17 protein-coding genes and 3 pseudogenes are annotated in these 24,558 nt (G+C 64.3%); 8 read left to right on the top strand and 12 right to left on the bottom strand.

What is annotated here, in order from left to right; genetic code table 11:
* Positions 1-119 precede the first annotated feature (119 nt).
* Positions 120-1,907, top strand: coding sequence for a monovalent cation:proton antiporter-2 (CPA2) family protein (locus tag BGP85_RS14150; protein WP_103448511.1), 1,788 nt, complete (start codon positions 120-122; stop codon positions 1,905-1,907).
* A 4-nt stretch (positions 1,908-1,911) separates the two neighbouring features.
* Here BGP85_RS14150 and BGP85_RS14145 read toward each other — a convergent pair whose 3' ends face one another.
* Complete coding sequence (locus tag BGP85_RS14145) at positions 1,912-2,196, bottom strand: HigA family addiction module antitoxin (RefSeq protein ID WP_103448510.1); 285 nt, start codon at positions 2,194-2,196, stop codon at positions 1,912-1,914.
* A 371-nt stretch (positions 2,197-2,567) separates the two neighbouring features.
* On the bottom strand, positions 2,568-3,197 hold the full coding sequence (gene ycaC / locus BGP85_RS14135; protein ID WP_079230358.1) for an isochorismate family cysteine hydrolase YcaC: 630 nt from the start codon (positions 3,195-3,197) through the stop codon (positions 2,568-2,570).
* A 136-nt stretch (positions 3,198-3,333) separates the two neighbouring features.
* On the opposite strand from ycaC (BGP85_RS14135), the gene BGP85_RS14130 reads away from it, so the two are divergent.
* From BGP85_RS14130 to BGP85_RS14120, 3 genes are all read left to right on the top strand, one after another.
* The gene (locus BGP85_RS14130) at positions 3,334-4,245 is read left to right on the top strand and encodes a LysR substrate-binding domain-containing protein (RefSeq protein WP_103448509.1); all 912 of its coding nucleotides are present in this window, start codon (positions 3,334-3,336) and stop codon (positions 4,243-4,245) included.
* Positions 4,246-4,341: 96 nt separating this feature from the next.
* Positions 4,342-5,604, top strand: coding sequence for an OprD family porin (locus tag BGP85_RS14125; RefSeq protein WP_103448508.1), 1,263 nt, complete (start codon positions 4,342-4,344; stop codon positions 5,602-5,604).
* 1 nt (position 5,605) lies between these two features.
* A complete protein-coding gene (locus tag BGP85_RS14120; RefSeq protein ID WP_103448507.1) occupies positions 5,606-7,204 on the top strand; it encodes an MFS transporter in 1,599 nt (532 codons plus the stop codon).
* Positions 7,205-7,288: 84 nt separating this feature from the next.
* On the opposite strand, the gene BGP85_RS14115 is transcribed toward BGP85_RS14120, so the two are convergent.
* The 4 genes and pseudogenes from BGP85_RS14115 to ycaC (BGP85_RS14100) all read right to left on the bottom strand — a co-directional run bounded on the left by BGP85_RS14115 (position 7,289) and on the right by ycaC (BGP85_RS14100) (position 10,978).
* Positions 7,289-9,271: an amidohydrolase gene (locus BGP85_RS14115; RefSeq protein ID WP_103448506.1), complete on the bottom strand. Its 1,983-nt coding sequence runs from the start codon at positions 9,269-9,271 to the stop codon at positions 7,289-7,291.
* A gap of 218 nt (positions 9,272-9,489) precedes the next feature.
* A pseudogene (locus BGP85_RS14110) lies at positions 9,490-9,627 on the bottom strand (alpha/beta fold hydrolase); the annotation flags it as partial.
* Between the two features lie 39 nt (positions 9,628-9,666).
* Positions 9,667-10,233 carry an antibiotic biosynthesis monooxygenase gene (locus tag BGP85_RS14105; RefSeq protein WP_103448505.1) on the bottom strand — a complete coding sequence of 189 codons (567 nt, stop codon included), beginning with the start codon at positions 10,231-10,233 and terminating at the stop codon, positions 9,667-9,669.
* Positions 10,234-10,348: 115 nt separating this feature from the next.
* The gene (ycaC, locus tag BGP85_RS14100; protein WP_103448504.1) at positions 10,349-10,978 is read right to left on the bottom strand and encodes an isochorismate family cysteine hydrolase YcaC; all 630 of its coding nucleotides are present in this window, start codon (positions 10,976-10,978) and stop codon (positions 10,349-10,351) included.
* Between the two features lie 221 nt (positions 10,979-11,199).
* Between ycaC (BGP85_RS14100) and BGP85_RS14095 the strand changes: the two genes are divergently transcribed.
* Positions 11,200-12,627 (top strand): mechanosensitive ion channel family protein, encoded by a 1,428-nt coding sequence (locus BGP85_RS14095; protein WP_103448503.1) that lies wholly within the window; start codon positions 11,200-11,202, stop codon positions 12,625-12,627.
* A gap of 31 nt (positions 12,628-12,658) precedes the next feature.
* Here the strand turns inward: BGP85_RS14095 and amaA are convergent, their stop codons facing one another.
* A complete protein-coding gene (gene amaA / locus BGP85_RS14090) occupies positions 12,659-13,945 on the bottom strand; it encodes an L-pipecolate oxidase (RefSeq protein ID WP_103448502.1) in 1,287 nt (428 codons plus the stop codon).
* 160 nt (positions 13,946-14,105) lie between these two features.
* Positions 14,106-15,596: an L-piperidine-6-carboxylate dehydrogenase gene (gene amaB / locus BGP85_RS14085; protein ID WP_103448501.1), complete on the bottom strand. Its 1,491-nt coding sequence runs from the start codon at positions 15,594-15,596 to the stop codon at positions 14,106-14,108.
* Between the two features lie 136 nt (positions 15,597-15,732).
* On the opposite strand from amaB, the gene BGP85_RS14080 reads away from it, so the two are divergent.
* A complete protein-coding gene (locus BGP85_RS14080; protein ID WP_103448500.1) occupies positions 15,733-16,623 on the top strand; it encodes a LysR family transcriptional regulator in 891 nt (296 codons plus the stop codon).
* 140 nt (positions 16,624-16,763) lie between these two features.
* Positions 16,764-18,149 carry a 2-oxoadipate dioxygenase/decarboxylase HglS gene (gene hglS / locus BGP85_RS14075; RefSeq protein ID WP_103448499.1) on the top strand — a complete coding sequence of 462 codons (1,386 nt, stop codon included), beginning with the start codon at positions 16,764-16,766 and terminating at the stop codon, positions 18,147-18,149.
* Positions 18,150-18,218: 69 nt separating this feature from the next.
* Here the strand turns inward: hglS and BGP85_RS29595 are convergent, their stop codons facing one another.
* The 3 genes and pseudogenes from BGP85_RS29595 to BGP85_RS14065 form a co-directional block, all read right to left on the bottom strand.
* Positions 18,219-18,941, bottom strand: coding sequence for a methyl-accepting chemotaxis protein (locus BGP85_RS29595; RefSeq protein ID WP_374755328.1), 723 nt, complete (start codon positions 18,939-18,941; stop codon positions 18,219-18,221).
* A gap of 135 nt (positions 18,942-19,076) precedes the next feature.
* Positions 19,077-20,117 (bottom strand): annotated as a pseudogene (locus BGP85_RS29590) (Cache 3/Cache 2 fusion domain-containing protein); the annotation flags it as partial.
* Between the two features lie 195 nt (positions 20,118-20,312).
* Entirely contained in the window at positions 20,313-21,239 is a 927-nt protein-coding gene (locus BGP85_RS14065) for a LysR substrate-binding domain-containing protein (protein ID WP_103448497.1), read from the bottom strand.
* A 156-nt stretch (positions 21,240-21,395) separates the two neighbouring features.
* On the opposite strand from BGP85_RS14065, the pseudogene BGP85_RS14060 reads away from it, so the two are divergent.
* Positions 21,396-22,699, top strand: a pseudogene (locus BGP85_RS14060) (NorM family multidrug efflux MATE transporter).
* An 83-nt stretch (positions 22,700-22,782) separates the two neighbouring features.
* Here the strand turns inward: BGP85_RS14060 and BGP85_RS14055 are convergent.
* Complete coding sequence (locus BGP85_RS14055) at positions 22,783-24,450, bottom strand: putative bifunctional diguanylate cyclase/phosphodiesterase (protein WP_103448496.1); 1,668 nt, start codon at positions 24,448-24,450, stop codon at positions 22,783-22,785.
* Positions 24,451-24,558 lie beyond the last annotated feature (108 nt).

The following is a 24,558-nucleotide window of genomic DNA, read 5'->3' as shown; positions in this document are numbered from 1 at the left end:
TCTCGTTTTTCGGGACAATGTTTCTCAATCCGGGCAGATTGTCTGACTCCTGCACATTCCCCAGAATTGTCCGTCAAACTGTTCAAATGCTGCCCCGGCAGCTCATGGAGTACGAGCCAATGCCACACGAAGGCAGCCTTCTGCAAACCGCGGTGATCTTCCTGCTCGCCGCAGTCGTCGCCGTCCCACTGGCCAAGCGCCTGCAACTGGGAGCCGTGATCGGTTACCTGCTCGCCGGCGTGGCCATAGGCCCGCAGGCCCTGGGCCTGATTCGCGACACCGAAAGCGTCGCGCACATTTCCGAGCTGGGCGTGGTCCTGCTGCTGTTCATCATCGGCCTTGAGCTGTCGCCGAAACGCCTGTGGCTGATGCGCAAGTCGGTGTTCGGCGTCGGCACCGCACAGGTGCTGTTGACCGGCGCGGTGATCGGTGCCATTGCCCTGTTCGGCTTCGGCCAGTCGCTACCGGCTGCCATCGTGCTCGGCCTGGGCCTGGCGCTGTCGTCCACCGCCCTCGGCCTGCAAAGCCTGGCCGAAACCAAGCAGCTCAACGCGCCCCATGGCCGCCTGGCGTTCGCCATCCTGCTGTTCCAGGACATCGCCGCGATCCCGCTGATCGCCCTGGTCCCGTTGCTGGCCGCCAGCGGCCCGGACACCAGCCACGGCGACAGCCTGCAACACGGCTTGAAGGTATTCGCCAGCATCGCCGTGGTCATCATCGGCGGCCGCTACCTGCTGCGCCCGGTGTTCCGCACCGTGGCCCGCACCGGCCTGCCGGAAGTGTCCACTGCCACCGCACTGCTGGTAGTGATCGGTACCGCCTGGCTGATGGAAGAAGCCGGCATTTCCATGGCCTTGGGCGCCTTCCTCGCCGGCCTGCTGCTGGCCGACTCGGAGTACCGTCATGAGCTTGAATCGCAGATCGAGCCGTTCAAGGGCCTGCTGCTGGGGCTGTTCTTCATCAGTGTCGGCATGGGAGCCAACCTGAGCCTGCTGCTGGAAATACCACTGGTACTGCTGGGCCTGACCCTGCTGCTGGTGGCGGTGAAGCTGGCCCTGCTGATCGGCGTCGGCCGCCTGGCCGGCGGCCTGAACAGCGCCAGCGCGCTGCGCCTGGGCATGGTGCTGGCCGCCGGTGGCGAGTTCGCCTTCGTGGTGTTCAAGCTGGGCAAGGACCAGGGCCTGTTCGACACCCAGACCTACGACCTGCTGCTGATGACCATTACCCTGTCGATGGCCATCACCCCGCTGCTGATGCTCGGTTGTGCTCGCGCGCTCAAGCGCCCGCAACCGGCGCGTGATGTGCCCGAGCAGTACAAGACCATCGACGCTGGCACGCCGCGGGTGGTGATCGTCGGCATGGGCCGCATGGGCCAGATCGTCGCGCGCATCCTGCGGGCACAGAAGATCCCGTTCATTGCCCTGGAAACCTCGGTGGACACCATCGAAATGACGCGCATGTTCGAACAGGTGCCGGTGTTCTACGGCGACCCGCTGCGTCCCGAGGTGCTGCATGCGGCCAAGGTCGGTGAAGCGGAGTACTTCATCATCACCATCGATGACCCTGAAGCCGCCATCCATACCGCTGAACGAGTGAAGCGCCAATACCCGCACCTGAAAGTGCTGGCCCGCGCGCGTAACCGCCAGCATGTGCACAAGCTGGCGGATGTAGGGGCCGAGCCGATTCGCGAGACGTTTTACTCCAGCCTGGAGATGACCCGCCGGGCACTGGTCGGGCTGGGCTTGAGCGACGAGCAGGCGGCGGACCGGATCGAGCGGTTTGCCCAGCATGACGAGGAAGTGCTGGAGGCTCAGGGGCTGGTGCGTGATGACCGGGCCAAGGTGATGCAGACGGCCAAGGAGGCGCGGGTGGAGTTGGCGCGGTTGTTTGATTCGGATGCCGACTGATTAGTCAGGCAATCACCAGCCGCGCAATCTGTGGATGCTCACGGTTCGCGGCTTGCCATAGATCGTAAGCTGCCTGTTCGGCAAGGTACTGCCGAGCAGGACCAAGGCCCGCCAGCTCAAGTCGATAAGCAAGATCGGCTGAAATGGCGGCGCGCCCATTGAGCACTGTGGATAACTGCCCCCGTGAATAGCCGAGGTGGCGAGCCAACTCAGTGACGTTCATGCCAATTGCGGGCAACACGTCTTCTCGCAAGGATTCCCCAGGATGGGGAGGGTCGAACATAGGCATGAATGAAACCTCCTAGTGGTAATCCAGATAATCGACAAGTTCCACATCGGTACCCACGAAGCGGAATACCAGGCGCCAGTTACCCTAGACATAACTGCCCAAAAGCTGTCCCGCTTTCCATGCAGAGGATGAAGGCGGTTACCAGGACGGCTCATATCTGCAGGCGTTTGTGCGACCTCAAGGGAAGCAAGTAAGCGCCGTAGCCACCGACGGGGTTCCTGATCCAGTTACTGCCGCTGAATGGCAACTGGCTTCGCGCTCGGGGGAAACGCTAGCAACGACACCGGTAAGGGTCAAAGGATGGAACAAAGCGCAACAAAAAAGGCCGGCCCCATGTTGGGGCCGGCCTCTTCTATTTGAACTGCTCGGTGTTACTTACCTGCAGTCAGCGCGTTGTAGCTGGTCATCAGGTTGCGGTAGTCCGGAATATGGTTGGAGCACAACGCCGCCAGCCCTTCGATGTCGTTGCGCCAGTCACGGTGCAGCTCACAGGCCACGCCGAACCACGTCATCAGCTGGGCACCGGCCCGGCTCATGCGGTCATGGGCAGCATCACGGGTCATTTCGTTGAAGGTGCCGGAAGCATCGGTCACCACGAACACCTCGAACTCTTCTTCCAGGGCTGCCAGCGCCGGGAATGCCACGCAGACCTCGGTAACCACACCCGCAATGATCAGCTGCTTCTTGCCAGTCGCCTTCACCGCCTTGACGAAGTCTTCGTTGTCCCAGGCATTGATCTGACCTGGCCGGGCGATGTACGGGGCGTCGGGGAACAGTTCCTTCAGCTCCGGTACCAGCGGGCCGTTGGGGCCTTGCTCGAAGCTGGTGGTGAGGATGGTCGGCAGGTTGAAGAACTTGGCCAGGTCCGCCAGGGCCAGGACGTTGTTCTTGAACTTGTCCGGCTCGATGTCGCGGACCAGGGACAGCAGGCCCGCCTGGTGGTCGACCAGCAGGACAGCAGCGTCGTCTTTGTTCAGGCGGTTGTAGGTGAATTTGCTCATGGTCTGTGCTCCTAAGGTTTATGAATTTTTCAGCAATCTGGGGGTGTTTCGCGTTGATGGGCACAGATTAAAATCATCACCTTTACGGCGATAGACTGCGAAAATTGCCCTTAGCGTTCCATCTGGAGAACGACCGTTGGAAGACCTCAACTCCCTCTATTACTTCACCCAGGTTGTAGAGCACGGTGGCTTCGCCCCAGCCGGGCGGGCGCTGGACATGCCCAAGTCGAAGCTCAGCCGGCGCATCGCCGACCTTGAGGAGCGCCTGGGCGTGCGCCTGCTACACCGCACCAGCCGCCACTGCTCGCTGACCGAGATCGGCCAGGCCTACTACAACCGTTGCCTGGCCATGCGCGTGGAAGCCGAGGGCGCGGCAGAGATCATCGAGCGCAATCGCAGCGAACCGCGCGGGCTGGTGCGCATCAGTTGCCCGACCACCCTGCTCAACTCATGGGTCGGGCCGATGCTGACCCGCTACATGCTCAAGTACCCGCAGGTCGAGCTGTTCATCGAGAGCACCAACCGCCGTGTCGACCTGCTGCACGAGGGCTTTGACATTGCCCTGCGGGTGCGCTTCCCGCCGCTGGAGAACACCGACATGGTGATGAAGGTGTTGAGCAACAGCACCCAGTGCCTGGTCGGCCAGCCGCAGTACCTGGAACAGCTGCCGAAAGGCTTTGACCCAAAGTTGCTCGGCACGCTGCCAAGCCTGCATTGGGGCAGCGCGCAGCGGGAGTATCAGTGGGAGCTGTTCCAGGGCGAGGACAACAGCCGCAGTATCGTCATCCCGCATACGCCGCGTATGGTGACCGATGACCTGTTCGCCCTGCGCCACTTCGTGGTGGCTGGAGTGGGCATTGCGCATTTGCCGCGGGTGGCGGTGCGTGAAGACCTGGCGGCGGGGCGACTGGTGGAGCTGACGCCTGACTGGCACCCACGATGCGGCATCGTGCATGCGATCTTCCCGTCGCGGCGCGGGTTGCTGCCGTCGGTGCGGGCGCTGATCGATCACCTGGCCGAAGAGTTCGCCATCAGCGACATGGCTTGAGGCCGGCAGCGGTTAAGCAGTTCAACCAGCACACCGTTACAAGACCCCTGACCTATCCTTGCTTCACAGTCCCGGATCATCCCCCTTGGAGGCCCCATGATCCGCGCCAATCACGGACCAGGCCGCGCCCTGTTCGCCACCCTCGCCCTCTGCCCGGCACTTGGCCAGGCAGACGAACCTGGCTGGTCGCTGCTCAGCCGCAACTACTTCCTGCACAGCGACTACCGCTCGCCCTCCGCCAGCGGCCAGAACTACCGCCAGGAATGGGCCCAGGGTTTCATCGGCGAGGTCCGCTCCGGCTTCACCGAGGGCACAGTCGGCGTCGGCCTCGACGCCCACGGTTTCCTCGGCCTCAAGCTCGACGGTGGTCGCGGCCATGCCGGCACTGGCCTGCTGCCTCGCGACAGCGATGGCCGCGCCGAGTCCGACTACTCCAGCGCCGGCGCCGCGCTCAAGCTGCGCCTGGGCAACACCCAGTTGCGCTACGGCGAAATGACTGTGGAAACCCCGGTGTTCGATACCGGCGACAAGCGCCTGCACCCCGAATATGCCACTGGCTGGTTAATGGACAACACCGACCTGCCCGACTGGCGGCTGCAGGCCGGGCGCTTCACCGCCTTCAACAACCAGGACAACAGCTCCACCCACGATGACTTCAGCGGCTACGGCGCCACCACCCAAAACCGCGCCATCAGCTTGGCCGGCGCCACCTTCGCGCCGCACGGCCCGTTCGGCGGCGCGCTGTACGCCGGGGAGCTGGAGGACACCTGGCGCCAGGCCTACCTCAACCTGAACCTGGCCGAGGGCAACTGGCGCCTGGACGGCAATCTCTACAAGACCCGTGACACCGGCAACGCCAGCGCCGGAGCGATCGACACCCTCGCCTACAGCCTGCTGACCAAGTACAGCTTCGGCGCTCAGGCCCTGACCCTGGCTTACCAGAAGGTCGAGGGCGACACGCCGTTCGACTTCGTCGGCGGCGACTCCATCTACCTGGCCAACTCGATCAAGTACGCCGACTTCAACGGCCCCGGCGAACGTTCGTGGCAACTGCGCTATGACCTCAACTTCGCCACCCTAGGCGTCCCGGGCCTTAGCCTGATGGGCCGCTACGTCAGCGGTCGCGGCATCGATGGCAGCCATGCCCCTGCGGGCGGCGCCTACGTGAACCAGTACGGCCAGGGCGGCAAGCACTGGGAGCGCGATATCGACCTGAAATACGTGGTGCAGTCTGGCGCTGCCAAAGACCTGAGCCTGTCCTTCTCCCACGTCAGCCACCGCGCCAACCAGGCCCAGGCTGGCGATGACATCGACCGTATCTACCTGATCATCGAATACCCACTCAAAGGCAGCTTCTGACATGAGCACGTCCCCTTCAGGCGCCTGGAGCCCGTTGCGCAACACCACCTTCCGCATGCTGTGGATTGCCACCATAGCCTCCAATATCGGCACCTGGATGCACGAGGTGGGCGCCGGCTGGCTGATGACCACGCTGTCGGCCAACCCACTGCATGTGGCGCTGATCCAAGTGGCCGGCTCGCTGCCGATGTTCTTCCTTGCCCTGCCGGCCGGCGCGGCGGCAGATATCGTCGACAAGCGCCGCTACTTGCTGCTGGTGCAGTTGTGGATGTCATCGGTGGCCGTGGTGCTGGCGGCCCTGACGCTGCTCGGGCTGATGAATGTCACCCTGCTACTGGTGCTGACATTGGCGCTGGGTATCGGCACGGCGTTGATGATGCCGGCCTGGAGCGCGCTGACGCCGGAGCTGGTGGGCAAGGAAGACCTGGCCAACGCGGTAGCCATTTCCAGCGTCGGCATCAACGTGTCCCGCGCCATCGGCCCGGCACTGGCCGGCGTGGTGGTGAGCATGGTCGGCCCCTGGCTGACGTTCGCCTTGAATGCCGCGTCCTTCGCCGGGGTAATCCTGGTGCTGTTCCTGTGGAAACGCGACGTGAAGGAGCCGTTGTTACCGGCCGAGCGCTTCGTCGGCGCCATGCGCACCGGCCTGCGCTTTGCGCGCAGTGCCAAACCCTTGCAGGCCGTGCTGTTGCGGGCGTTGGCGTTCTTTTTCTGCGCCAGTGCCGGGACCTCGCTGCTGCCGTTGATCGTACGCGGTGAGATGCACGGCACTGCGGCCGACTTCGGCCTGCTGCTGGCGGCCATCGGCATCGGTGCGGTAGCCGGCGCCACCTTGCTGCCCCGCCTGCGCGAGCGCATCAGCCGCGACCGCCTGGTGATGTTTGCAAGCTTGCTGTACGCCCTGTTCCTGCTGGCCCTGGCGCTGGTACGCAGCTTCTACGTATTGCTGCCGGCGATGCTGCTCAGCGGTGCAGCGTGGATCGCGGTGCTGTCCAACCTCCAGGTGGCGGCGCAGACTTCGGTACCGGCCTGGGTACGGGCGCGGGCATTGTCGGTGTACATCCTGGTCTTCTTCGGTGCCATGGCCAGCGGCGGGTTGCTGTGGGGTACGCTGGCCAGTCATGCGTCGATCACCCTGAGCCTGTTGCTGGCAGCCGGTGGCCTGGCGCTGGGTACGTTGCTGACCTGCAAGGTCACGCTGCCGGAAACCGAAGCCGAGGAGCTGACGCCGTCGCTGCACTGGCCGGTACCGGTGCTGAGCGATGACATGGACAAGGAAAGCGGGCCGGTCATGGTGACCGTGGAGTACCACATCGAGCCAGCCAAGGCCGAGGCGTTTCAGCAGGCAGCGCGTGAGCTGGAGGCGATGCGCAAGCGCAATGGCGCGTTGTCTTGGGGGTTGATGCGTGACAGTGCAGATCCTGCGTTATGGCTGGAGTTCTTCTTCGAGGAGTCGTGGCTGGAGCATTTACGGCATCACCATCGGGTGACCCGGGGGGAGCTGAAAATCGAGGCGCGGGTGCGGATGCAGCAGACCGATGGGGTCGAGGTGAAGATCCGGCATCTGTTGGCTGGGGGGGAGCACAAGGCTCACCATTGATCGTGGCCTTCCCGCGAAGAGGCCAGCACTGAAGGAACAAAAAAAGGGGGCCAGTAACTGGCCCCCTTTTCACATCAACTCAGCTTAGAAAGCGAAGCACGAGCAACCCAACGCCCCCCAGAAGCCCTGGAAGTCATTGACCGGCACACTCGATTGACGCGCCTTGTCATGGCTGTGCGCATGCACCCCGCACGGCCCCGAGCACTGGTGCACGGCTGCCGCCAGCGACGGCGTACCCACGCGCCAGTGCCCCGGCACCTTGACCACCGGTGACCACTCCGGCAGCACCGGTACCTGCGGCGGGCCGAGCTTGTCGAATTCGGCCGCGCCGTACACCACCTTGCCGTCAACAATCGTCAGCACCGACTCGATGCCCTTGATCGCTTCTTCATCGACGCTGAAGAAGTCCAGCGACAGCGCCGCCAGGTCGGCCAGCTGGCCTACCTTGATCTGGCCCTTCTTGCCCTGCTCGCTGGAGAACCAGGCGCTGCCCTGGGTGAACAGCTGCAGTGCGGTTTCGCGGTCCAGGCCTTCCTTGTACAGCTCCATGCCGCCGACGGTCTTGCCGCTGACCAGCCAGTACAGCGAGGTCCACGGGTTGTAGCTGGACACGCGGGTGGCATCGGTACCGGCACCCACCGGCACGCCCATCTCAAGCATGCGCTTGATCGGCGGGGTCTGCTCGGCCGCCTTGGCGCCGTAGCGGTCGACGAAGTATTCACCCTGGAAGGCCATGCGGTCCTGGATGGCAATGCCGCCACCCAGCGCGCGCACGCGCTCGATGTTCTCGGGAGTGATGGTTTCGGCGTGGTCGAAGAACCATGGCAGGCCGTTGAACGGGATGTCGCGGTTGACCTTCTCGAACACGTCGAGCATGCGCGTGATCGATTCGTTGTAGGTGGCGTGCAGGCGGAATGGCCAGCGCTGCTCGACCAGGTGGCGCACCACCGGCTCCAGTTCTTCTTCCATGGTCTGCGGCAGGTCCGGGCGCGGCTCGAGGAAGTCCTCGAAGTCGGCGGCGGAGAACACCAGCATCTCGCCAGCACCGTTGTGGCGCAGGAAGTCGGTGCCGCTGTGCAATTTGACGCTGGAGGTCCACTTGCGGAAGTCGTCCAGCTCTTCCTTGGGCTTCTGGGTGAACAGGTTGTAGGCGATGCGCACGGTCAGCTGGTTGTTGTCGGCCAGCTCCTGGATCACCGAGTAGTCATCGGGGAAGTTCTGATAGCCGCCGCCAGCATCGATGGCACTGGTCAGGCCCAGGCGGTTCAGCTCGCGCATGAACTGACGGGTGGAGTTGACCTGATATTCCAGCGGCAGCTTCGGCCCTTTGGCCAGGGTTGCGTAGAGGATCATCGCGTTGGGGCGGGCGATCAGCATGCCGGTCGGGTTGCCGAACTTGTCGCGCTGGATCTCGCCACCCGGCGGATTGGGCGTGGTCTTGTCGTAGCCGACGGCCTTGAGGGCAGCGCGGTTGAGCAGCGCGCGGTCGTACAGGTGCAGCAGGAACACCGGGGTGTCCGGCGCAGCCTGGTTGATTTCCTCCAGGGTCGGCATGCGTTTTTCGGCGAACTGGAATTCGTTCCAGCCACCGACCACGCGCACCCATTGAGGGGTCGGCGTGCGTGCGGCCTGGTCCTTGAGCATGCGCAGGGCATCGGCCACCGACGGCACGCCTTCCCAGCGCAGTTCCAGGTTGTAGTTCAGGCCACCGCGGATCAGGTGCAGGTGCGAGTCGTTCAGGCCCGGGATCACCGTGCGCTGCTTGAGGTCGATGATCTGCGTGGCAGCGCCCTTGTGGGCCATGGCCTCGGCGTCGTTACCCACGGCGACGAAGCGGCCGTCCTTGATGGCGACGGCAGTGGCGGTGGGCTTTTCGCGGTCAACGGTGTGCAATTTGCCGTTGAACAGAATCAGGTCGGCGTTCATGGAGCCTCCTTGGGTGGATGCGTGGACGGAACCGGCTTGGCCGGTGAAGGGCAATGCGGACCAGAGAGCGCCGGCGGCACCTAGCACGGTGCTGGTGGCGAGGAACTGGCGACGAGTCTTGTCGTTGCGGTCCTGGGGCATGGGCTTCTCCATCTGGGTGCGACGGCGGCAGCCGCAACTGCGGAGCATGCCGGTTGGTGCAAGGCCAGGGATTGCATGGATGTGCGGTGAGTCGTAGAAGGTTAGCCCTGTTCACCATTTGTGCTGCCAGGGCTTCTCCCGCGAATACCTACCGCAACTACTTCTGGAGGAATGCCAGCAGGTCTTCATTGAGCTGCTGCGCATGGGTCACGGCAAACCCGGCTGGCCAGGAACTCCATCTGCGCGTCCCACATGTCGGCGTCCAGTGGCCAGCCGTGGCTGAACAGCACCGGTTTGCCGCTGCCCCAGTCCTTGTAATAGATCGAAGTGCCGTCGCGGGTAACAAGCGTGGTCATGTCGGCATCTCCTTGAAAGTCAGAAGGTGAAGACGTGGCTCAGCCGCGCAGCCAGTTGGCGCAGCGGCGGGTTACCCAAGGCATGATGTAGAACACCACGGGCAGAATGACGAACAGGTTGACGATGAGGTTGCCGCTGACCGGGCCGCCAAGCTGCGGGAAGCGGGTGAACAACGGTGCCAGCAGCTGCGGGATGACCATGGTCATCGGGCAGATCACCAGATAGGTCAGCAGCGCCTGCTTCCAGCGTGGCGGTTGCGCCGCGTTGACGCTCGGAGGGGTGAACCAGAACTCCGGGTCGTCGTGCACCTGGGTGTGGTCACCGCCTTCGAGCAGTGGCAACACTTCGTTGACCAGCGCCTGGCGCTCGGCCGAGTTGACCCAGGCCTGCAGCAGGCTGGCGTCGGCGAAGCGCACCACGGTGGTGAAGTGCAGACCGCCTTCATCGGGGCGGATGACATTGACGTCCAGATGCCCCGGCTGACGGCGTGCGGCGCTGACCGTACGCTTGAGCCACGCTTCGTAAGCCGCCAGCGACTCGGCGCGGGCCTTGTGCTGGATGACCAAGGTCACCACGTTGCGGTTGTCTTGGAGTGCGGTGTTCATCGGCGTTCCTTGAGATGAGCTTGCCCGCATCCACTGTGCAACGGCGGACGGGCGGAGGATTGAATGAGTGTGCTGCCCTTGGCGGGCACCGCCTGGCGGTGCCCGGGGGCGCGGCTTACTTGTTGGCGTTGAAGGCGTTGTAGCTGGTCATCAGGTTGCGGTAGTCCGGGATGTGGTTGGAGCACAGCGCGGCCAGGCCTTCGATGTCGTTGCGCCAGTCGCGGTGCAGCTCACAGGCCACGCCGAACCAGGTCATCAGTTGTGCGCCTGCCTGGCTCATGCGGTCATGGGCGGCGTCGCGGGTCATGGCGTTGAACGTGCCGGAAGCGTCGGTCACCACGAACACTTCAAACTCTTCTTCCAGAGCAGCCAGCGCCGGGAAGGCCACGCACACTTCGGTCACTACGCCGGCGATGATCAGTTGCTTCTTGCCCGTGGCCTTCACCGCCTTGACGAAGTCTTCGTTGTCCCAGGCGTTGATCTGGCCTGGGCGGGCAATGTATGGAGCGTCCGGGAACAGTTCTTTCAGCTCCGGCACCAGCGGGCCATTGGGGCCTTGCTCGAAGCTGGTGGTGAGGATGGTCGGCAGGTTGAAGAACTTGGCCAGGTCGGCCAGGGCCAGGACGTTGTTCTTGAACGCGTCCGGCTCGATGTCGCGCACCAGGGACAGCAGGCCAGCCTGGTGGTCGACCAGCAGGACAGCGGCGTCGTCTTTGTTCAGGCGGTTGTATTTGAAGTTGGTCATGGTGGTAGCTCCTAAGGGTTTTGATTTTCAGTAAGTTGGGTGTTTCGCGTTGATGGGAGAAGATTAAAACCAACACCTTTGGAGCGGTAGTTAGTGGTTTTTGGCTTTAGCGTTCTATTTAGGGAACGATCTGTTGGCAGTGGATTTGCTGGTCACATTGCTTGCCCGAGCAACCTGCTCTATTACTACGCACAGCCCTCCCCTCATCCCCCGAGACTTCCATGCTGGCGTTCATCCAGTCGTCCCCGTTGTTGCTCGGCACCGCCCTGATCCTGCTCGACCTCGTGCTCTGGCAGCTGATCCCGATCCAGCGCCGGGCCTGGCGAATCGGCGCACGGCTGGCGATATTCCTGCTGTTCAGCTCGGTACTGGTGGCTGCCGGCATGAGCCCGCTGCAACCACCGCCGTGGCCCGACGATGTGTCGCGCAACCTGATGGCCACAGTACTGGCCATCGGTTGGTGGCTGTTTGGCGCGCGTACGGTAACCGTGGTGTTCGGCCTGTTGCTGGTGGCCCGTGGCAGCCATGGCGGGCGCCTGCTGCAGGATGTGCTGGGGGCGCTGATCTTCCTCGCGGCCGTGGTCGCGGCGGCGGGCTATGTGCTGCAACTGCCGGTGAAGGGCCTGCTGGCCACCTCCGGGGTAATGGCCATCGTCATCGGCCTGGCGCTGCAGAGCACCCTGGCCGACGTGTTCAGCGGCATCGTGCTGAACACCACACGGCCCTATCAGATTGGCGATTCGATCTCCATCGACGGCACCGAGGGCAAGGTGCTGGATATCGACTGGCGCGCCACGCGCCTGCTCACCGGCAGTGGCAGCCTGGCGGTGATTCCCAACTCGGTGGCGGCCAAGGCACGGCTCCTCAACCACAGCCGCCCGGCCGATGTGAACGGGGTGTCGATCTGTGTGGTTGTACCGCCCAAAGTACGCCCCAAGCGGGTTTTCGATGCCCTGGAGAAAGCCCTGCAAGGCACCAGCGCGATCCTCCCCTCACCCAAGCCCAAGGTCTCGGTGAAAGCCTCGACACTGGAATCGGTGGAGTACGAGGCCAGCGGATTCATCGCTGACATGGCCGGCAAGACCGACGCACGCAACCAGCTGTTCGACCTGGCGCACCGCCATCTGGAGGCCAATGGGGTGATGTGGAACGTCGACTTGGCCATGCCGCCACGCAGCCGTCAGCGCGAAGTGCTGGACGAGGTGCGGGTGTTCCGCTCACTGAGTGATGAAGAACGGGATGCCTTGAGCCAACGCATGACCGCGGTGGAGTACCTGGCCGACCAGGTGATTTTGGAGGTGGGCGAGCAGTCCGAGCATTTGCTGGTGATTGGCAGCGGCGTGGTTTCGGCGTCGGTGCGCGATGGCGACAAGCTGCTGGAGGCGGGGCGCATGGGGCCGGGTGAGGTGCTGGGGATCGAGGGGATCATCGATGAAGATGACTCGTTTGCCGAGTTCAGGACCCTGACCAGTTGCGTGCTTTATCGGATCGAGAAGGAACAGGTGAAGAGCTGCCTGGTGCAGCGTGGCGAGGTGCAGACGGCGCTGACCAAGTTGCAGCGGTTCCGGCGCCAGAGCCGGGAATCGTTGTTGCTGCAGAAGCCGGTTTCGATCAAGAAAGGCGGCTTCCTCAGCTGGTTGCACAAATAAACCTGTATCGGCCCCGCGAAGAGGGCCGTGGTTACAGCACAACTCTCAGACATTGCCCCGCGTGGTACAGCGAGAACCCGGATTCATAGAACGCGGTCCGCAACGAAGGCGCGCTCACCCCGGCCATGGGCGAGAACGGAATCGGCAAGCTGTCTGCTTCCCCCTTCAGCAGGAACTCGGCAAACGCTCGGCCAATCACGGTTCCGGTGGTGTTGCCACGGCCGTTATAACCCGTCACCGCCACCAGCCCCGGCGCCGGCTCGAACAGCCGCATCAGGTGGTCCGGGGTGAAGTCGATACAGCCGGTCCAGTGCATTTCCCACTCGACCTTGCCCAGCTCCGGGTAGTAATGGCTCTGGATCCGGTCGGCCCAACTGCGCACGAACCAGGCCGGTTTGTTGTCGACCCGGCCGAGGCTACCCAGCAGCAGGCGGCCCTGGTCGTCGCGGCGGATGCTGCTGAGTACGGTGCGGGTGTCCCACGAGCCCTGGCCGTGCGGCAGCACCTTGTCGGCTGCCGCGCCGTGCAGCGGCTTGGACGCCACCTGGTAGTAGTACCCACGGAAGAACTGCTTCTGCAGGTTGCTCCAGTCGCCTTCGGTGTAGGCACCAGTGGAAATCACCACCTTCTCGGCGCGTACCGAACCACGCGCAGTCTTCACCCGCCAGGCATCGCCCTCGCGCTCAAGGCCTTCGACCGAGGATTGCTGGAACAGCTTGCCGCCCAGGCGCGCCACGGCGGCAGCCAGGCCCTGGGTGTAGCCCATCGGGTTGATGGTGCCGGCGCGGCGGTCGAGCAACGCGGCGGAAATTTTGTCGGTACCGCAGTATTCCTGGCACTGGGTGCCGGTCAACAGCTCGACGTCGGCACCACGGCGGCGCCATTGCTCGTGGCGGGCCTGGAGGTCGGCAATGCCGGTGGCGTTGTGCGCCATGTGCAGCGTGCCTTTGTGCTGGGCCTGGCAGTCGATGCCGAGGCGCTCGATCATGGCGAACACTTCAGCCGGGGCTTCACCGAGCACCTTGTTCAGGCGGCTGCCCTGCTTCTGGCCGAGGGTTGCCTCGACGTCATCGGGGCGGATCCAGGTGCCGGCGTTGACCAGGCCGACGTTGCGCCCGGAGCCGCCGTGGCCGATCTTCCAGGCCTCCAGCAGGATCACCGACTTGCCCTGTTCGAGCAGGTGGATGGCCGTCGACAGGCCGGTGATGCCGCCGCCGATCACGCAGACATCGGCCTTGTGTTCCCCGGCCAGGGCCTGGCTGGCGACGCTAGGTTGGCTGACGTGTTCCCACAAGCATTGTTGACGCAGTTCGGACATGGCCCGGCTCCAGCAATTTGTTCTTGTTGGGGCTGCTTTGCAGCCCATTCGCGGGGCAAGCCCGCTCCTACAGGGATCGCGCAGGCGATGGAGATCCCTGTAGGAGCGGGCTTGCCCCGCGAACCGGGGGCTACGCCCCCGGCCATGCAGCATCAATCCATCAGTCGAACACGATACCCTGCGCCAGCGGCAGCTCGCGCGAGTAGTTCACGGTGTTGGTCTGGCGACGCATGTAGCCTTTCCAGGCGTCGGAACCGGACTCACGGCCTCCGCCAGTCTCCTTCTCGCCACCGAACGCCCCACCGATCTCGGCGCCGCTGGTGCCGATGTTGACGTTGGCGATGCCGCAGTCACTGCCCGACGCACTCTGGAAGCGCTCGGCTTCGCGAATGTCGGTGGTGAAGATGCACGACGACAGGCCTTGTGGCACTTCGTTGTTCAGGCGCAGGGCCTCTTCGAAGTCGTCATAAGCCAGCACGTAGAGGATCGGCGCGAAGGTTTCGTGGCGCACAACGTCGCTCTGGGCCGGCATTTCAGCGATGGCCGGCGACACGTAGTAGGCATTCGGGTACTGCTCGGCCAGCTGACGCTCGCCGCCGAATACCTGACCACCCTCGTCACGGGCCTTGGCCAGTGCACCCTGCATGGCGTCGAACGACTGCTTGTCGATCAGCGGGCCGACCAGGTTGTCCTTGCGTGGGTCGCCGATGCGCACTTTGCCGTAGGCGGCTTTGACACGGGCAACCACTTCGTCCTTGATCGAGCGGTGCACGATCAGGCGACGCAGGGTGGTGCAGCGCTGGCCGGCGGTGCCGACCGCAGAGAACAGGATGCCGCGCACGGCCAGGTCGAGGTCGGCGCTCGGGGCCAGGATCATGGCATTGTTGCCACCCAGTTCGAGGATGCTGCGACCGAAGCGGGCGGCAACACGTGGGCCTACTTCACGGCCCATGCGGGTGCTGCCGGTGGCGCTGACCAGTGGTACGCGTGGATCGTCGACCATGGCTTCGCCAGCTTCGCGACCGCCAATCACCAGTTGTGCCAGGCCAGCTGGGGCGTCACCGAAGGCCTTCAGGGCTTTTTCGAACAGCGCCTGGCAAGCCAGGGCGGTCAGCGGGGTCTTCTCGGACGGCTTCCACACCACCGAGTTACCGGCTACCAGGGCCAAAGCAGTGTTCCAGGCCCATACGGCCACCGGGAAGTTGAAGGCGCTGATCACGCCGACCACGCCCAGCGGGTGCCAGGTTTCACGCATGTGATGGCCCGGGCGCTCGGAGGCGATGGTCAGGCCGTACAGCTGGCGCGACAGGCCGACGGCGAAGTCGCAGATGTCGATCATTTCCTGCACTTCGCCCAGGCCTTCCTGGGTGATCTTGCCGGCTTCGATCGAGACCAGCTCACCGAGGTCGGCCTTGTGCTCACGCAGCACTTCGCCGAACAGGCGCACCAGTTCGCCACGGCGCGGAGCCGGCACACTGCGCCAGGCCTCGAAGGCGCTCTGGGCCTGATCGATGCGGGCGATGGTCTCGGCCTTGCCGAGCAGTTTCACCTTGGCGATCTGGCTGCCGTCGATCGGCGTGTGAACAGGGTAGTCGCCCTGGGTGTAAGCCTCGGCGGCAACGCCAAGGCGCTCGAGCAATCCAGCAACCATTTGTGCTTCTCCTACATCGGGTGATGGGGTGGAAAAATGATGTGGATCAGTATTAATCCGATCACACCGGCGCAACAAACGACCTTTATTCCGCATATCATTCCGTCAGGTAATGATTTGAGCCACAGAGACCACTATGTCCAAACGCCTGGTGCCCTCCATGACCGCCCTGCAGTGCTTCGAAGCTGCAGCCCGTCACCTGAGCTTTACCCGTGCCGCCGAAGAGCTGCACCTGACCCAGAGCGCGGTCAGCAAGCAGGTGGCGCAGCTCGAAGAGATGCTGCGCCACCACCTGTTCCTGCGTATCCGCCGGCGCCTGCAACTCACGCCCGCTGGCAGCCTGTATCTGGCCGAGGTCAACAAGATCCTCACCCAGGTCGACATGTCGAGCCGCTACGTGCTCACCTACGGCGAGCAGACCGAGATATTGAAAGTAGCCACTCAACCGAGTTTTGGCGTGCGCTGGTTGATCCCGCACCTCAAGGGCTTTGGCAAACGCCACGCGAACATCCACCTCGACATCCGCAACGAGATGGAGCCGTTCGCCCTGCTGCAGGGCTCAGCGGATGTGGTGTTCTTCTACGGCCAGGGCACCTGGCCGGGGGCTACCTGTGTGGAGCTGTTCGGCGAAGAGGTGGTGCCGGTCTGTGCGCCGGAGTTGCTGGCCGGACGTGAGCTGGCGGATGCCGGCGAGTTGGCGCAGATGGTGCTGCTGCAAAGCACTTCGCGGCCGGAGGCCTGGCATGAGTGGTTCCTCGAGCAGGGGTTGCACAGCGTCAGCGCCTACCACGGGCCGCGCTTCGATACGTTCTACATGGCGTTGAGTGCGGCACAGGCCGGGTGTGGGGTGGCGTTGGTGCCGCGGTACCTGGTTGCCAAGGAGCTGGCTGAGGGGAGCCTGGTCATTGCGTGGAATCATGCGATGCGCAGTGCCGGTAAGCATTACCTGGCCTATGCCGAGCATGCAGCTGAAGTGCCGAAGGTGCGGGCATTGGTGGAATGGATTCGCGAGCAGCTCCAGGCTTGAGGGCCTCTTCGCGGCTTTAGCCGCGAAAGGGCCATGGAGGTCGATCAAAAAAGGAATGACACACTCACTTTTTTTCGCTTGTGAGCAAAGTGCATTCCCAGCTTTCATGTAAGTGTCCGAACCTAACCAGGAAGCTAGCGATGCCCGCCCACGATTTCGTCAGCCCCGACAGCATCCGCGCGCAGTTCTCTGCCGCCATGTCGCTCATGTATAAACAGGAAGTGCCGCTGTATGGCACGCTGCTGGAGCTGGTGAGCGAAATCAACCAGCAGGTCATGGCCGAGCAGCCCAAGGTGGCCGAAGCCCTGCGCTGGACCGGCGAGATCGAGCGCCTGGACCAGGAGCGCCACGGCGCCATCCGCGTCGGCAGCGCCGAAGAGCTGGCCACCATCGCCCGCCTGTTCGCGGTGATGGGCATGGCGCCGGTCGGCTACTACGACCTCAGTTCCGCTGGCGTTCCGGTGCATTCCACCGCGTTCCGCGCCGTGCACGAGCAGTCGCTGCACGTCAGCCCGTTCCGCGTGTTCACCTCGCTGCTGCGCCTGGAGCTGATCGACAACCTGCCACTGCGCGAATTGGCCCAAGGCATCCTGGCCAAGCGCAAGATCTTCACCGCTCGCGCACTCGAACTGATTGCCCAATCCGAGCACGATGGCGGCCTGAACGCGGCCGATGCCGACGAATTCGTCCGCGAAGCTCTGCACACCTTCCGCTGGCACCAGGACGCCACGGTCACTGCCGAGCAGTACCAGCAGCTGCACGACCAGCACCGCCTGATCGCCGACGTGGTGGCCTTCAAAGGCCCGCACATCAACCACCTGACCCCGCGCACCCTGGACATCGACGCAATCCAGGTCGGCATGCCGGCCAAGGGCATCCCGCCGAAAGCCGTGGTCGAAGGCCCACCGACCCGCCGCCACCCGATCCTGCTGCGCCAGACCAGCTTCAAAGCGCTGCAGGAGAAGGTTGCGTTCAGCGATCACCAGGGCAGCCACACCGCACGTTTCGGCGAGATCGAACAGCGCGGCGCGGCACTGACGCCGAAAGGCCGCCAGCTCTACGACAAGCTGCTCGACGCCACCCGCGCCGCCTTGGGTGGCGCGCCAGCCGAGGCCAATGCCGAGCGCTACAGGGCGCTGCTGCAGGAAAGCTTCGCTGCATTCCCGGATGACCTGGCGCAGATGCGTGAACAGGGGCTGGCGTACTTCCGCTATTTCGCCACGGAGAAAGGTATGGCGCAGCGCGACCAGCAGGACCGCCCGACTACGCTGGAAGGCCTGATCGCGGCCGGCCATGTGCACTTCGAGGCACTGGTTTACGAGGACTTCCTGCCGGTGAGTGCGGCGGGGATCTTCCAGTCGAATCTGGGGGATGAGGGCCAGGCCGAGTATGGCAGCAATGCCAACCGCGAGGCCTTTGAAGCGGCGCTGGGGCTGCAGGTGCAGGATGAGCTGGCGCTGTATGCGCAGAGCGAGCGGCGCTCGTTGCAGGCTTGTGCCCAGGCGTTGAACCTGGGTTCGATGTAAGGCTCAGGATTGCCGGGGGCGCTTTGCGCCCCATTCGCGGGACAAGCCGCGAAACGGCCCCCTGCAATCTCAGCGGAAGCGGTCCACTTCCTGGCGCAGCCGCGCCGCCAACCCTTCCAGTTCCCGCGCGGTGAAGGCCAGTTCGTTGGCCACATCGCGCTGCTCGCTGTTGGCTTGGGCAATGCTCTGCAGGTTGCGGCTGAGTACAGTGGCCGTGCTGCTCTGCTCCTGGGTTGCCGTGCTGATCACGGCAAACCGCTCACCCGCCGTACGGCTCTGCTCATCGATCCGCGCCAGCGCCTCGGCGACCTTGTCGTTGCGCGCCAGCCCTTCCTGCATCAGCTGATTGCCCTGCTCCAAGGTATTTATGGCGTGGCCTGTCTGTTGCTGGATGCTGGTGATCATCCCGGAAATCTCATCCGTCGCCTGGCGCGTGCGCGCAGCCAGCCCGCGCACTTCATCCGCGACCACGGCAAAGCCTCGGCCCTGCTCACCGGCCCGGGCAGCCTCGATGGCGGCGTTCAGCGCCAGCAGGTTGGTCTGCTCGGCAATCGCAGTGATCACGCTGATGATGCCGCCGATCTCCTGCGAGCGTGCGCCAAGGCTGTCCATTACCGTGGCAGTACCGCCCAGCGCTTCGGCAATCTGCCGCAGGGAGCTCGACGCTTCATCCATGGCACTGCGGCCGATACGGGTCTGCTGGGCGTTGTCACGGGCCATGCGCTCGGTACCGGCCATGTTGTCGGCGATGTTCATCGAGGTCGCACTGAACTCCTCCACCGCACCGGCCATGCTGGTGATCTCGCCAGACTGCTGGTCCATGCCTTCACAGGCACCGGCAGACAGCCCGGACAGCGAACGCGCGCGGCTGCTGACCTGCTCGGAGGCACTGCGGATGTGCTCGACCATGGTCGCCAGCGCTTCGCCCATCTGGTTGAAGCTGCGCGCCAGCTGGCCGATCTCGTCATGGCTGGTCACGCTCAGGCGCGCATTCAGGTCGCCGGCCCCCAATGCCTCGGCCTGACGCACCAGGTCATCCAGCGGCCGCAGCTTGCGGCGCAGCAGCCACAGGGTGGCGGCCACGGCCAGCAGCATCGCCAGCAGGCTGCCGATGGCCAGGCGCAGGCCGACGCTCCAGGTCACTTCGCGAATTTCCGCCTTCGGCATGCTGGCGACCACGGTCCAGGGGCCCTCGGCGAACGGCGCGCTGGCGCTGAACAGGTCCTGGTCGGCATTGGCCGGCGGCACCAGCCATTGGTCTTTTTCATCGCGAATGGCCAGGGAGCCGGTTTCACCGATACGGAAGCGCTTGAGGTTGGCGAACTGGGCGTTCTGCGCGTCGGTGTAGTCGAAGCCGACGAACAACACCGCGATCACCCGGCCGCTGCTGTCGCTGACCGGCACATAGCGGGTCATGTAGTTGCGCTCGAACAGCACGGCGCGGCCGACGTACATCTGCCCGGCCAGCAGTTTGGTATAGGCCGGGTGCTGGCGGTCGAGCTGGGTGCCGATGGCGCGGGTGCCGTCTTGCTTCTTCAGGTTGGTGCTGATGCGCACGAAGTCATCGCCGCTGCGCACGAACAGGGTCGCGATGCCGGCGGTCATCTGCTGGAATTCGTCGACCACCTGGAAATCGTTGTTCAGCAGCCGATCACCCAGGTACAGGGCGGGCGTGCTTTGGCCTGCGACCTGCACGGTCTCGCTAGCGTGCAGCGACAGGCCCGAGGCGAAGCGGCGCTCGAACAGGCCGCTCAGGCGCTGGGTGTTGTCCTTGAGCGAACCGTGGAAGGTATCGAGCTGGTCGGCCAGCAGCCGTGCTTCGCTGGCCAGGTGGGCCTGGCGGGTGGCGAGATTGGCGTCGTCCAGCGCACGCAGGGCGAACAGGGTACTGCCGGAAATCACCAGCGCCAGCACGATGGCGAGGGCGACACCGAGTTGCGAGGCAATTCGGGCACGCGGTCGAGACATGAAGAAGCTCCTGGCAAGAGGCCGGGATCGTCCTGATCACCCTGACCGCCCGCTTGTTGTAGACGGGAAATCGCGCCCTCTTCCGGGACGCTGGTGCCACTAGATCGGCGTCGCATTTGAATACTTGAGTGTCGGGCCGGGTTATTCGCAAACGTTTTCCTTCAACGTGCCCCGCGAAGAGGCCAGTGCAGGCAGTCAAAGTGCCGGCAGAATTTCCACAGCTGGCAAGTCCACCGCTGCCGCTTCTTCCTGTAGAAACACACTCAGCCGCCGCAACCGCTCCCCACCCGGCCGGGTCCGCGGCCACACCAGGTAATAATCCATGCCACTTGGCACCGCCGTCGGCCACGGCAGGCTCAGGCGCCCCTGAGCCACATCTTCGGCGACCATCAGCAAGTCGCCCATCGAGATGCCGTAACCCCGCGCCGCCGCAATCATGCCCAGCTCCAGCGTATCGAACACCTGCCCACCCTTGAGTGAGACCTTGTCGCTGAGCCCCATGCGCTCCAGCCATTCGCGCCAGTCACGCTTGTCGGGGGTCGGGTGCAGCAGCTCGATACCGGCCAGCCGCCGCTCGTCCCACGGCCCCTCCTTCAACAGGTCCGGCGCACCTACCGGGATCAACAGCTCGGCAAACAACCGACGTACTTCCCAGTCCGCCGGAAACACACCATCGCTGAGCAGCACCGCGCAATCGAACGGCTCCTGATTGAAGTCCACATGGTCGACATCCATCCAGGCACTGGTCAGCTGCACCTCGTTGCCCGGTTGCAGGTGCCGGAAGCGGCTCAGTCGGGCCAGCAGCCAGCGCATGGTCAGGGTCGACGGTGCCTTCATGCGCAGGATGTCATCCTCCCCGCGCAAGGTATCGCAGGCGCGCTCCAGCGCCGCAAAGCCTTCACGCACACCGGGCAACAGCACCCGTGCCGCTTCGGTCAGCTGCAGGCTGCGACCGCTACGCACGAACAGCCGACAGGCGAAGTGCTCTTCGAGGGTGCGAATATGCCGGCTAACCGCGCTCTGGGTGATCGACAGCTCTTCACCGGCACGGGTGAACGAGCTCAGCCGCGCAGCCGCTTCGAATGCGCGCAGTGCATACAGGGGAGGCATCTGGCGGGACATGGGGCACCTGTCATCCGGGGGTGGGAATGGAATGCACAGAATCATATATACATGAGTTCAACTCATGCCAACCATCGCATTTATCCTTTTGTGCAAAGTTGACCGAAGCCTCAGAATCGTCGCCTTGCTCACCGATTCAGGAAGAAGGACACCCCCATGCATGTCGCGCCCACCACAGAACTCAAGGCTTTGCTGCGCCTGGCCGGGCCGCTGATCGCCTCGCAGTTGGCGCACATGCTGATGGTACTCACCGACACCCTGATGATGGCCCGCATCAGCCCGCAGGCCCTGGCCGGTGGCGGGCTGGGTGCAGCGAGCTACTCGTTCGTGTCGATCTTCTGCCTGGGCGTGATCGCCGCAGTGGGCACCCTGGTGGCGATCCGCAAGGGCGCCAACGACATCGAGGGCGCCACTCGCCTGGCGCAGAACGGCCTGTGGCTGGCCTGGGGCCTGGCGCTGGTGGCGGCACTGGTGCTGTGGAACCTGAAACCGGTGCTGCTGCTGTTCGGCCAGCAGCCGGAGAATGTCGACTCGGCGGCCGAGTTCCTCACGCTGCTGCCACTGGCCCTGCCCGGCTACCTGACCTTCATGGCCCTGCGCGGCTTCACCAGTGCGCTGGGGCGCTCGACCCCGGTGATGGTCATCAGCCTGGTCGGCACGGTGCTCAACTATCTGTTCAACGTCGCCCTGATCGAAGGCATGTTTGGCCTGCCGAAGCTGGGCCTGATGGGTATCGGCCTGGTCACTGCGGTGGTGTCGATGGGCATGGCCATCGCCCTGGCGCTGTACATCCGCTGGCACCCGGCTTACGCCGACTACCCGCTGCGCAAAGGGCTGTCGCGCCCTTCGCTACCAGCCCTGCGCGAGCTGTGGCGGCTGGGCCTGCCGATTGGCGGCACCTACATGGTGGAAGTCGGGCTGTTCGCCTTCGCCGCGCTGTGCATGGGCGTGCTGGGCAGCACGCAACTGGCGGCGCACCAGATTGCCCTGCAGATCGTCTCTACCGCGTTCATGGTGCCGACCGGGCTGTCGTATGCAGTGACCATGCGCGTGGGCCTTTACTATGGCGCCGGCAACCTGTTGGCCGCCCGCAGTGCCGGGCGGGTGGGGATCGGCTTCGGGGCGACGATCATGTTTGCCTTTGCGGCGTTGTTCCTGCTGCTGCCAGAGGCTCTGGTGGGGCTGTTCATCGACCGTAACGACCCCGGCTTTACCGCGATCTATCAGCTGGCGGTGCAGCTGCTGATGGTGGCCGCGTGGTTCGAATTGTTCGATGGCATGCAGACCATCGCCATGGGTTCGATCCGTGGCTTGAAGGATGCCAAGACCACCTTCCTGATCGGACTGTGCTGCTACTGGCTGGTGGGGGCGCCGAGTGCCTGGCTGTGACCATTGGCTTCGAGTGGCGGATGAAGCGGTTGCTGGGCAAGGCCGGGGTTGGGGCTGCTGTATCGGCCTGACTGGAGGGCCTCTTCGCGGGACAAGCCCGCTCCTACAGGTCCCGCGCGATCCTGTAGGAGCGGGCTTGTCCCGCGCAGAGGCCCTAGAGGGCGGCTACGAGGGGGCGGTCGGACGCCTGCTGCAGATAATCGATCAACTCCCCCACCGGTAGCGGCTTGCTGACCAGGAACCCTTGTACCTGGTCACAGCCGAACCCGCGCAGCAAGGCCATCTGTTCCGGGCTTTCCACACCCTCGGCCACCACTTCCAGGTTGAGGTTGTGCGCCAGGTTGATCATGGCGTGCACCAGCTTGCGGTTCTCCTCGCGCATCTCCATCTCGGCAACGAAACTGCGGTCGACCTTGAGCAAGGTGATCGGCAGGCTGTTCAGGTGCACGAACGACGAGAAGCCGGTACCGAAGTCGTCCAGCGAGAAGCGCACCCCCAGCCGCCCGAGGGCGTCCATGGTCTGGCGCACCAGCTCATTGCGGCGCATCACCGCCGTTTCGGTCAGTTCGAACTCCAGCCAACGGGCATCAACGCCGTGTTCGATGATCAACCGGCTCAGGGTGGCCAGCAACTGGCTGTCCTGGAACTGGCGGAAGCTCAGGTTCACCGCCATGTGCAGTGGCTCCAGACCGCGCTCGCGCAGCGCCTGCATGTCGCGCAGGGCACGGGAAATCACCCAGTAACCCAGTGGCACGATCAGCCCGCTTTGCTCGGCCAGTGGCACGAACTCGCTGGGCGGCAGCAAGCCGCGCTCGGCATGGCGCCAGCGCACCAGGGCCTCGAGGCCGACGATGCGCCCATCGGGAAGGTTCAGCCGCGGCTGGTAATGCAGCTCCAGTTCGTCGCGGCGCAAGGCTCGGCGCAGTTCGCTTTCCAGGTCGGCCAGGCTGCGCGCATTGCGGTTGATGCGTTCGTTGAACACGTGGAAGGTGCAGCCCTGGCTGCCCTTGGCCTGGCGCATGGCGATGTGCGCGTGCCACATCAGCGGGTCGGGCCCGCCCTGGGCACGAGCGTGGGCCAGGCCCAGGCTGCAACCCAGCAGCAGACTTTCGCCGTCGATCCAGTAAGGTTCGGCCAGCGCCTCGACGATGCGTTCGGCGATCCATTCGGCGCGGTTGGCATCGCGCCGCGTGTCGATCAGCAAGGCGAATTCGTCGCTGCCCAGGCGCGCCAGCTGGTCACCGGCCTCCAGCTGCTGCTTGAGGCGCGCCACCACCTGCAAGATCAGGCGGTCGCCGCACTGATGGCCCAGGGCGTCGTTGACATGGCGAAAGTTGTCAAGGTCCAGGTGGCCGAGGGCCACGCCTCGGCCTTCGTTCTCGGCCAGGCGCGTGGTCAGCAGGGCCTGGAAGCCCTGGCGGTTGGCAATGCCGGTCAGTGGGTCCTGCTCGGCCAGGCGCTGCAAGGTGGCCACCAGCACACCGCGCTCGCGTACATGGCGCAATGAGCGGCGCAGGGCATCGACATTGAGATGGTCGCGTACCAGCCAGTCACTCACGCCCGTTGGGGAAGTGTCTGGTTCATGGTCCAGCAACAGGATGGTCGGCAGCTCGCAGCGCCCGGGGGCGGGCTGCAACGCCGGCGTGGCCAGCACCACCGCCTGGCGATCTGCGCTGAAAAGGGTATCGACTGCCGCCCAGTTCGGCGCGGTCAGCAGTACTGCGCTACCGTCCAGCGGCAGCAGGCATTCGCGTAACAAGGCGGCCCATTCCGGCTCATCAGCCAACAGCAGCAAACGCAAAGGTTCGACAGGCGTGGACAAGCGGGCTCCTTAAGACTCGTAAGGTGTAGCGTTGGATATCGGACATGCCACTGCATAAATGAAAATGATTTTCACTTTTAGACATATCCTTTGCCTACAGTGCCTCCC

This window comes from Pseudomonas putida, assembly GCF_002906855.1.
Taxonomy (GTDB): Bacteria; Pseudomonadota; Gammaproteobacteria; order Pseudomonadales; family Pseudomonadaceae; genus Aquipseudomonas; species Aquipseudomonas putida_N.
The sequence above is the reverse complement of the archived record's forward strand: the minus strand, read 5'-3'. Positions and strand labels throughout refer to the sequence as shown.

Excerpts from the sequence above, each read along its gene's own strand:
- BGP85_RS14150 (WP_103448511.1), top strand. The coding sequence starts at position 120 with ATGCCACACGAAGGCAGCCTTCTGCAAACCGCGGTGATCTTCCTGCTC.
- BGP85_RS14145 (WP_103448510.1), bottom strand. The coding sequence starts at position 2,196 with ATGCCTATGTTCGACCCTCCCCATCCTGGGGAATCCTTGCGAGAAGAC.
- ycaC (WP_079230358.1), bottom strand. The coding sequence starts at position 3,197 with ATGAGCAAATTCACCTACAACCGCCTGAACAAAGACGACGCTGCTGTC.
- BGP85_RS14125 (WP_103448508.1), top strand. The coding sequence starts at position 4,342 with ATGATCCGCGCCAATCACGGACCAGGCCGCGCCCTGTTCGCCACCCTC.
- BGP85_RS14120 (WP_103448507.1), top strand. The coding sequence starts at position 5,606 with ATGAGCACGTCCCCTTCAGGCGCCTGGAGCCCGTTGCGCAACACCACC.
- BGP85_RS14115 (WP_103448506.1), bottom strand. The coding sequence starts at position 9,271 with ATGCCCCAGGACCGCAACGACAAGACTCGTCGCCAGTTCCTCGCCACC.
- BGP85_RS14105 (WP_103448505.1), bottom strand. The coding sequence starts at position 10,233 with ATGAACACCGCACTCCAAGACAACCGCAACGTGGTGACCTTGGTCATC.
- ycaC (WP_103448504.1), bottom strand. The coding sequence starts at position 10,978 with ATGACCAACTTCAAATACAACCGCCTGAACAAAGACGACGCCGCTGTC.
- BGP85_RS14095 (WP_103448503.1), top strand. The coding sequence starts at position 11,200 with ATGCTGGCGTTCATCCAGTCGTCCCCGTTGTTGCTCGGCACCGCCCTG.
- amaA (WP_103448502.1), bottom strand. The coding sequence starts at position 13,945 with ATGTCCGAACTGCGTCAACAATGCTTGTGGGAACACGTCAGCCAACCT.
- amaB (WP_103448501.1), bottom strand. The coding sequence starts at position 15,596 with ATGGTTGCTGGATTGCTCGAGCGCCTTGGCGTTGCCGCCGAGGCTTAC.
- BGP85_RS14080 (WP_103448500.1), top strand. The coding sequence starts at position 15,733 with ATGTCCAAACGCCTGGTGCCCTCCATGACCGCCCTGCAGTGCTTCGAA.
- hglS (WP_103448499.1), top strand. The coding sequence starts at position 16,764 with ATGCCCGCCCACGATTTCGTCAGCCCCGACAGCATCCGCGCGCAGTTC.
- BGP85_RS29595 (WP_374755328.1), bottom strand. The coding sequence starts at position 18,941 with ATGGCCGGTGCGGTGGAGGAGTTCAGTGCGACCTCGATGAACATCGCC.
- BGP85_RS14065 (WP_103448497.1), bottom strand. The coding sequence starts at position 21,239 with ATGTCCCGCCAGATGCCTCCCCTGTATGCACTGCGCGCATTCGAAGCG.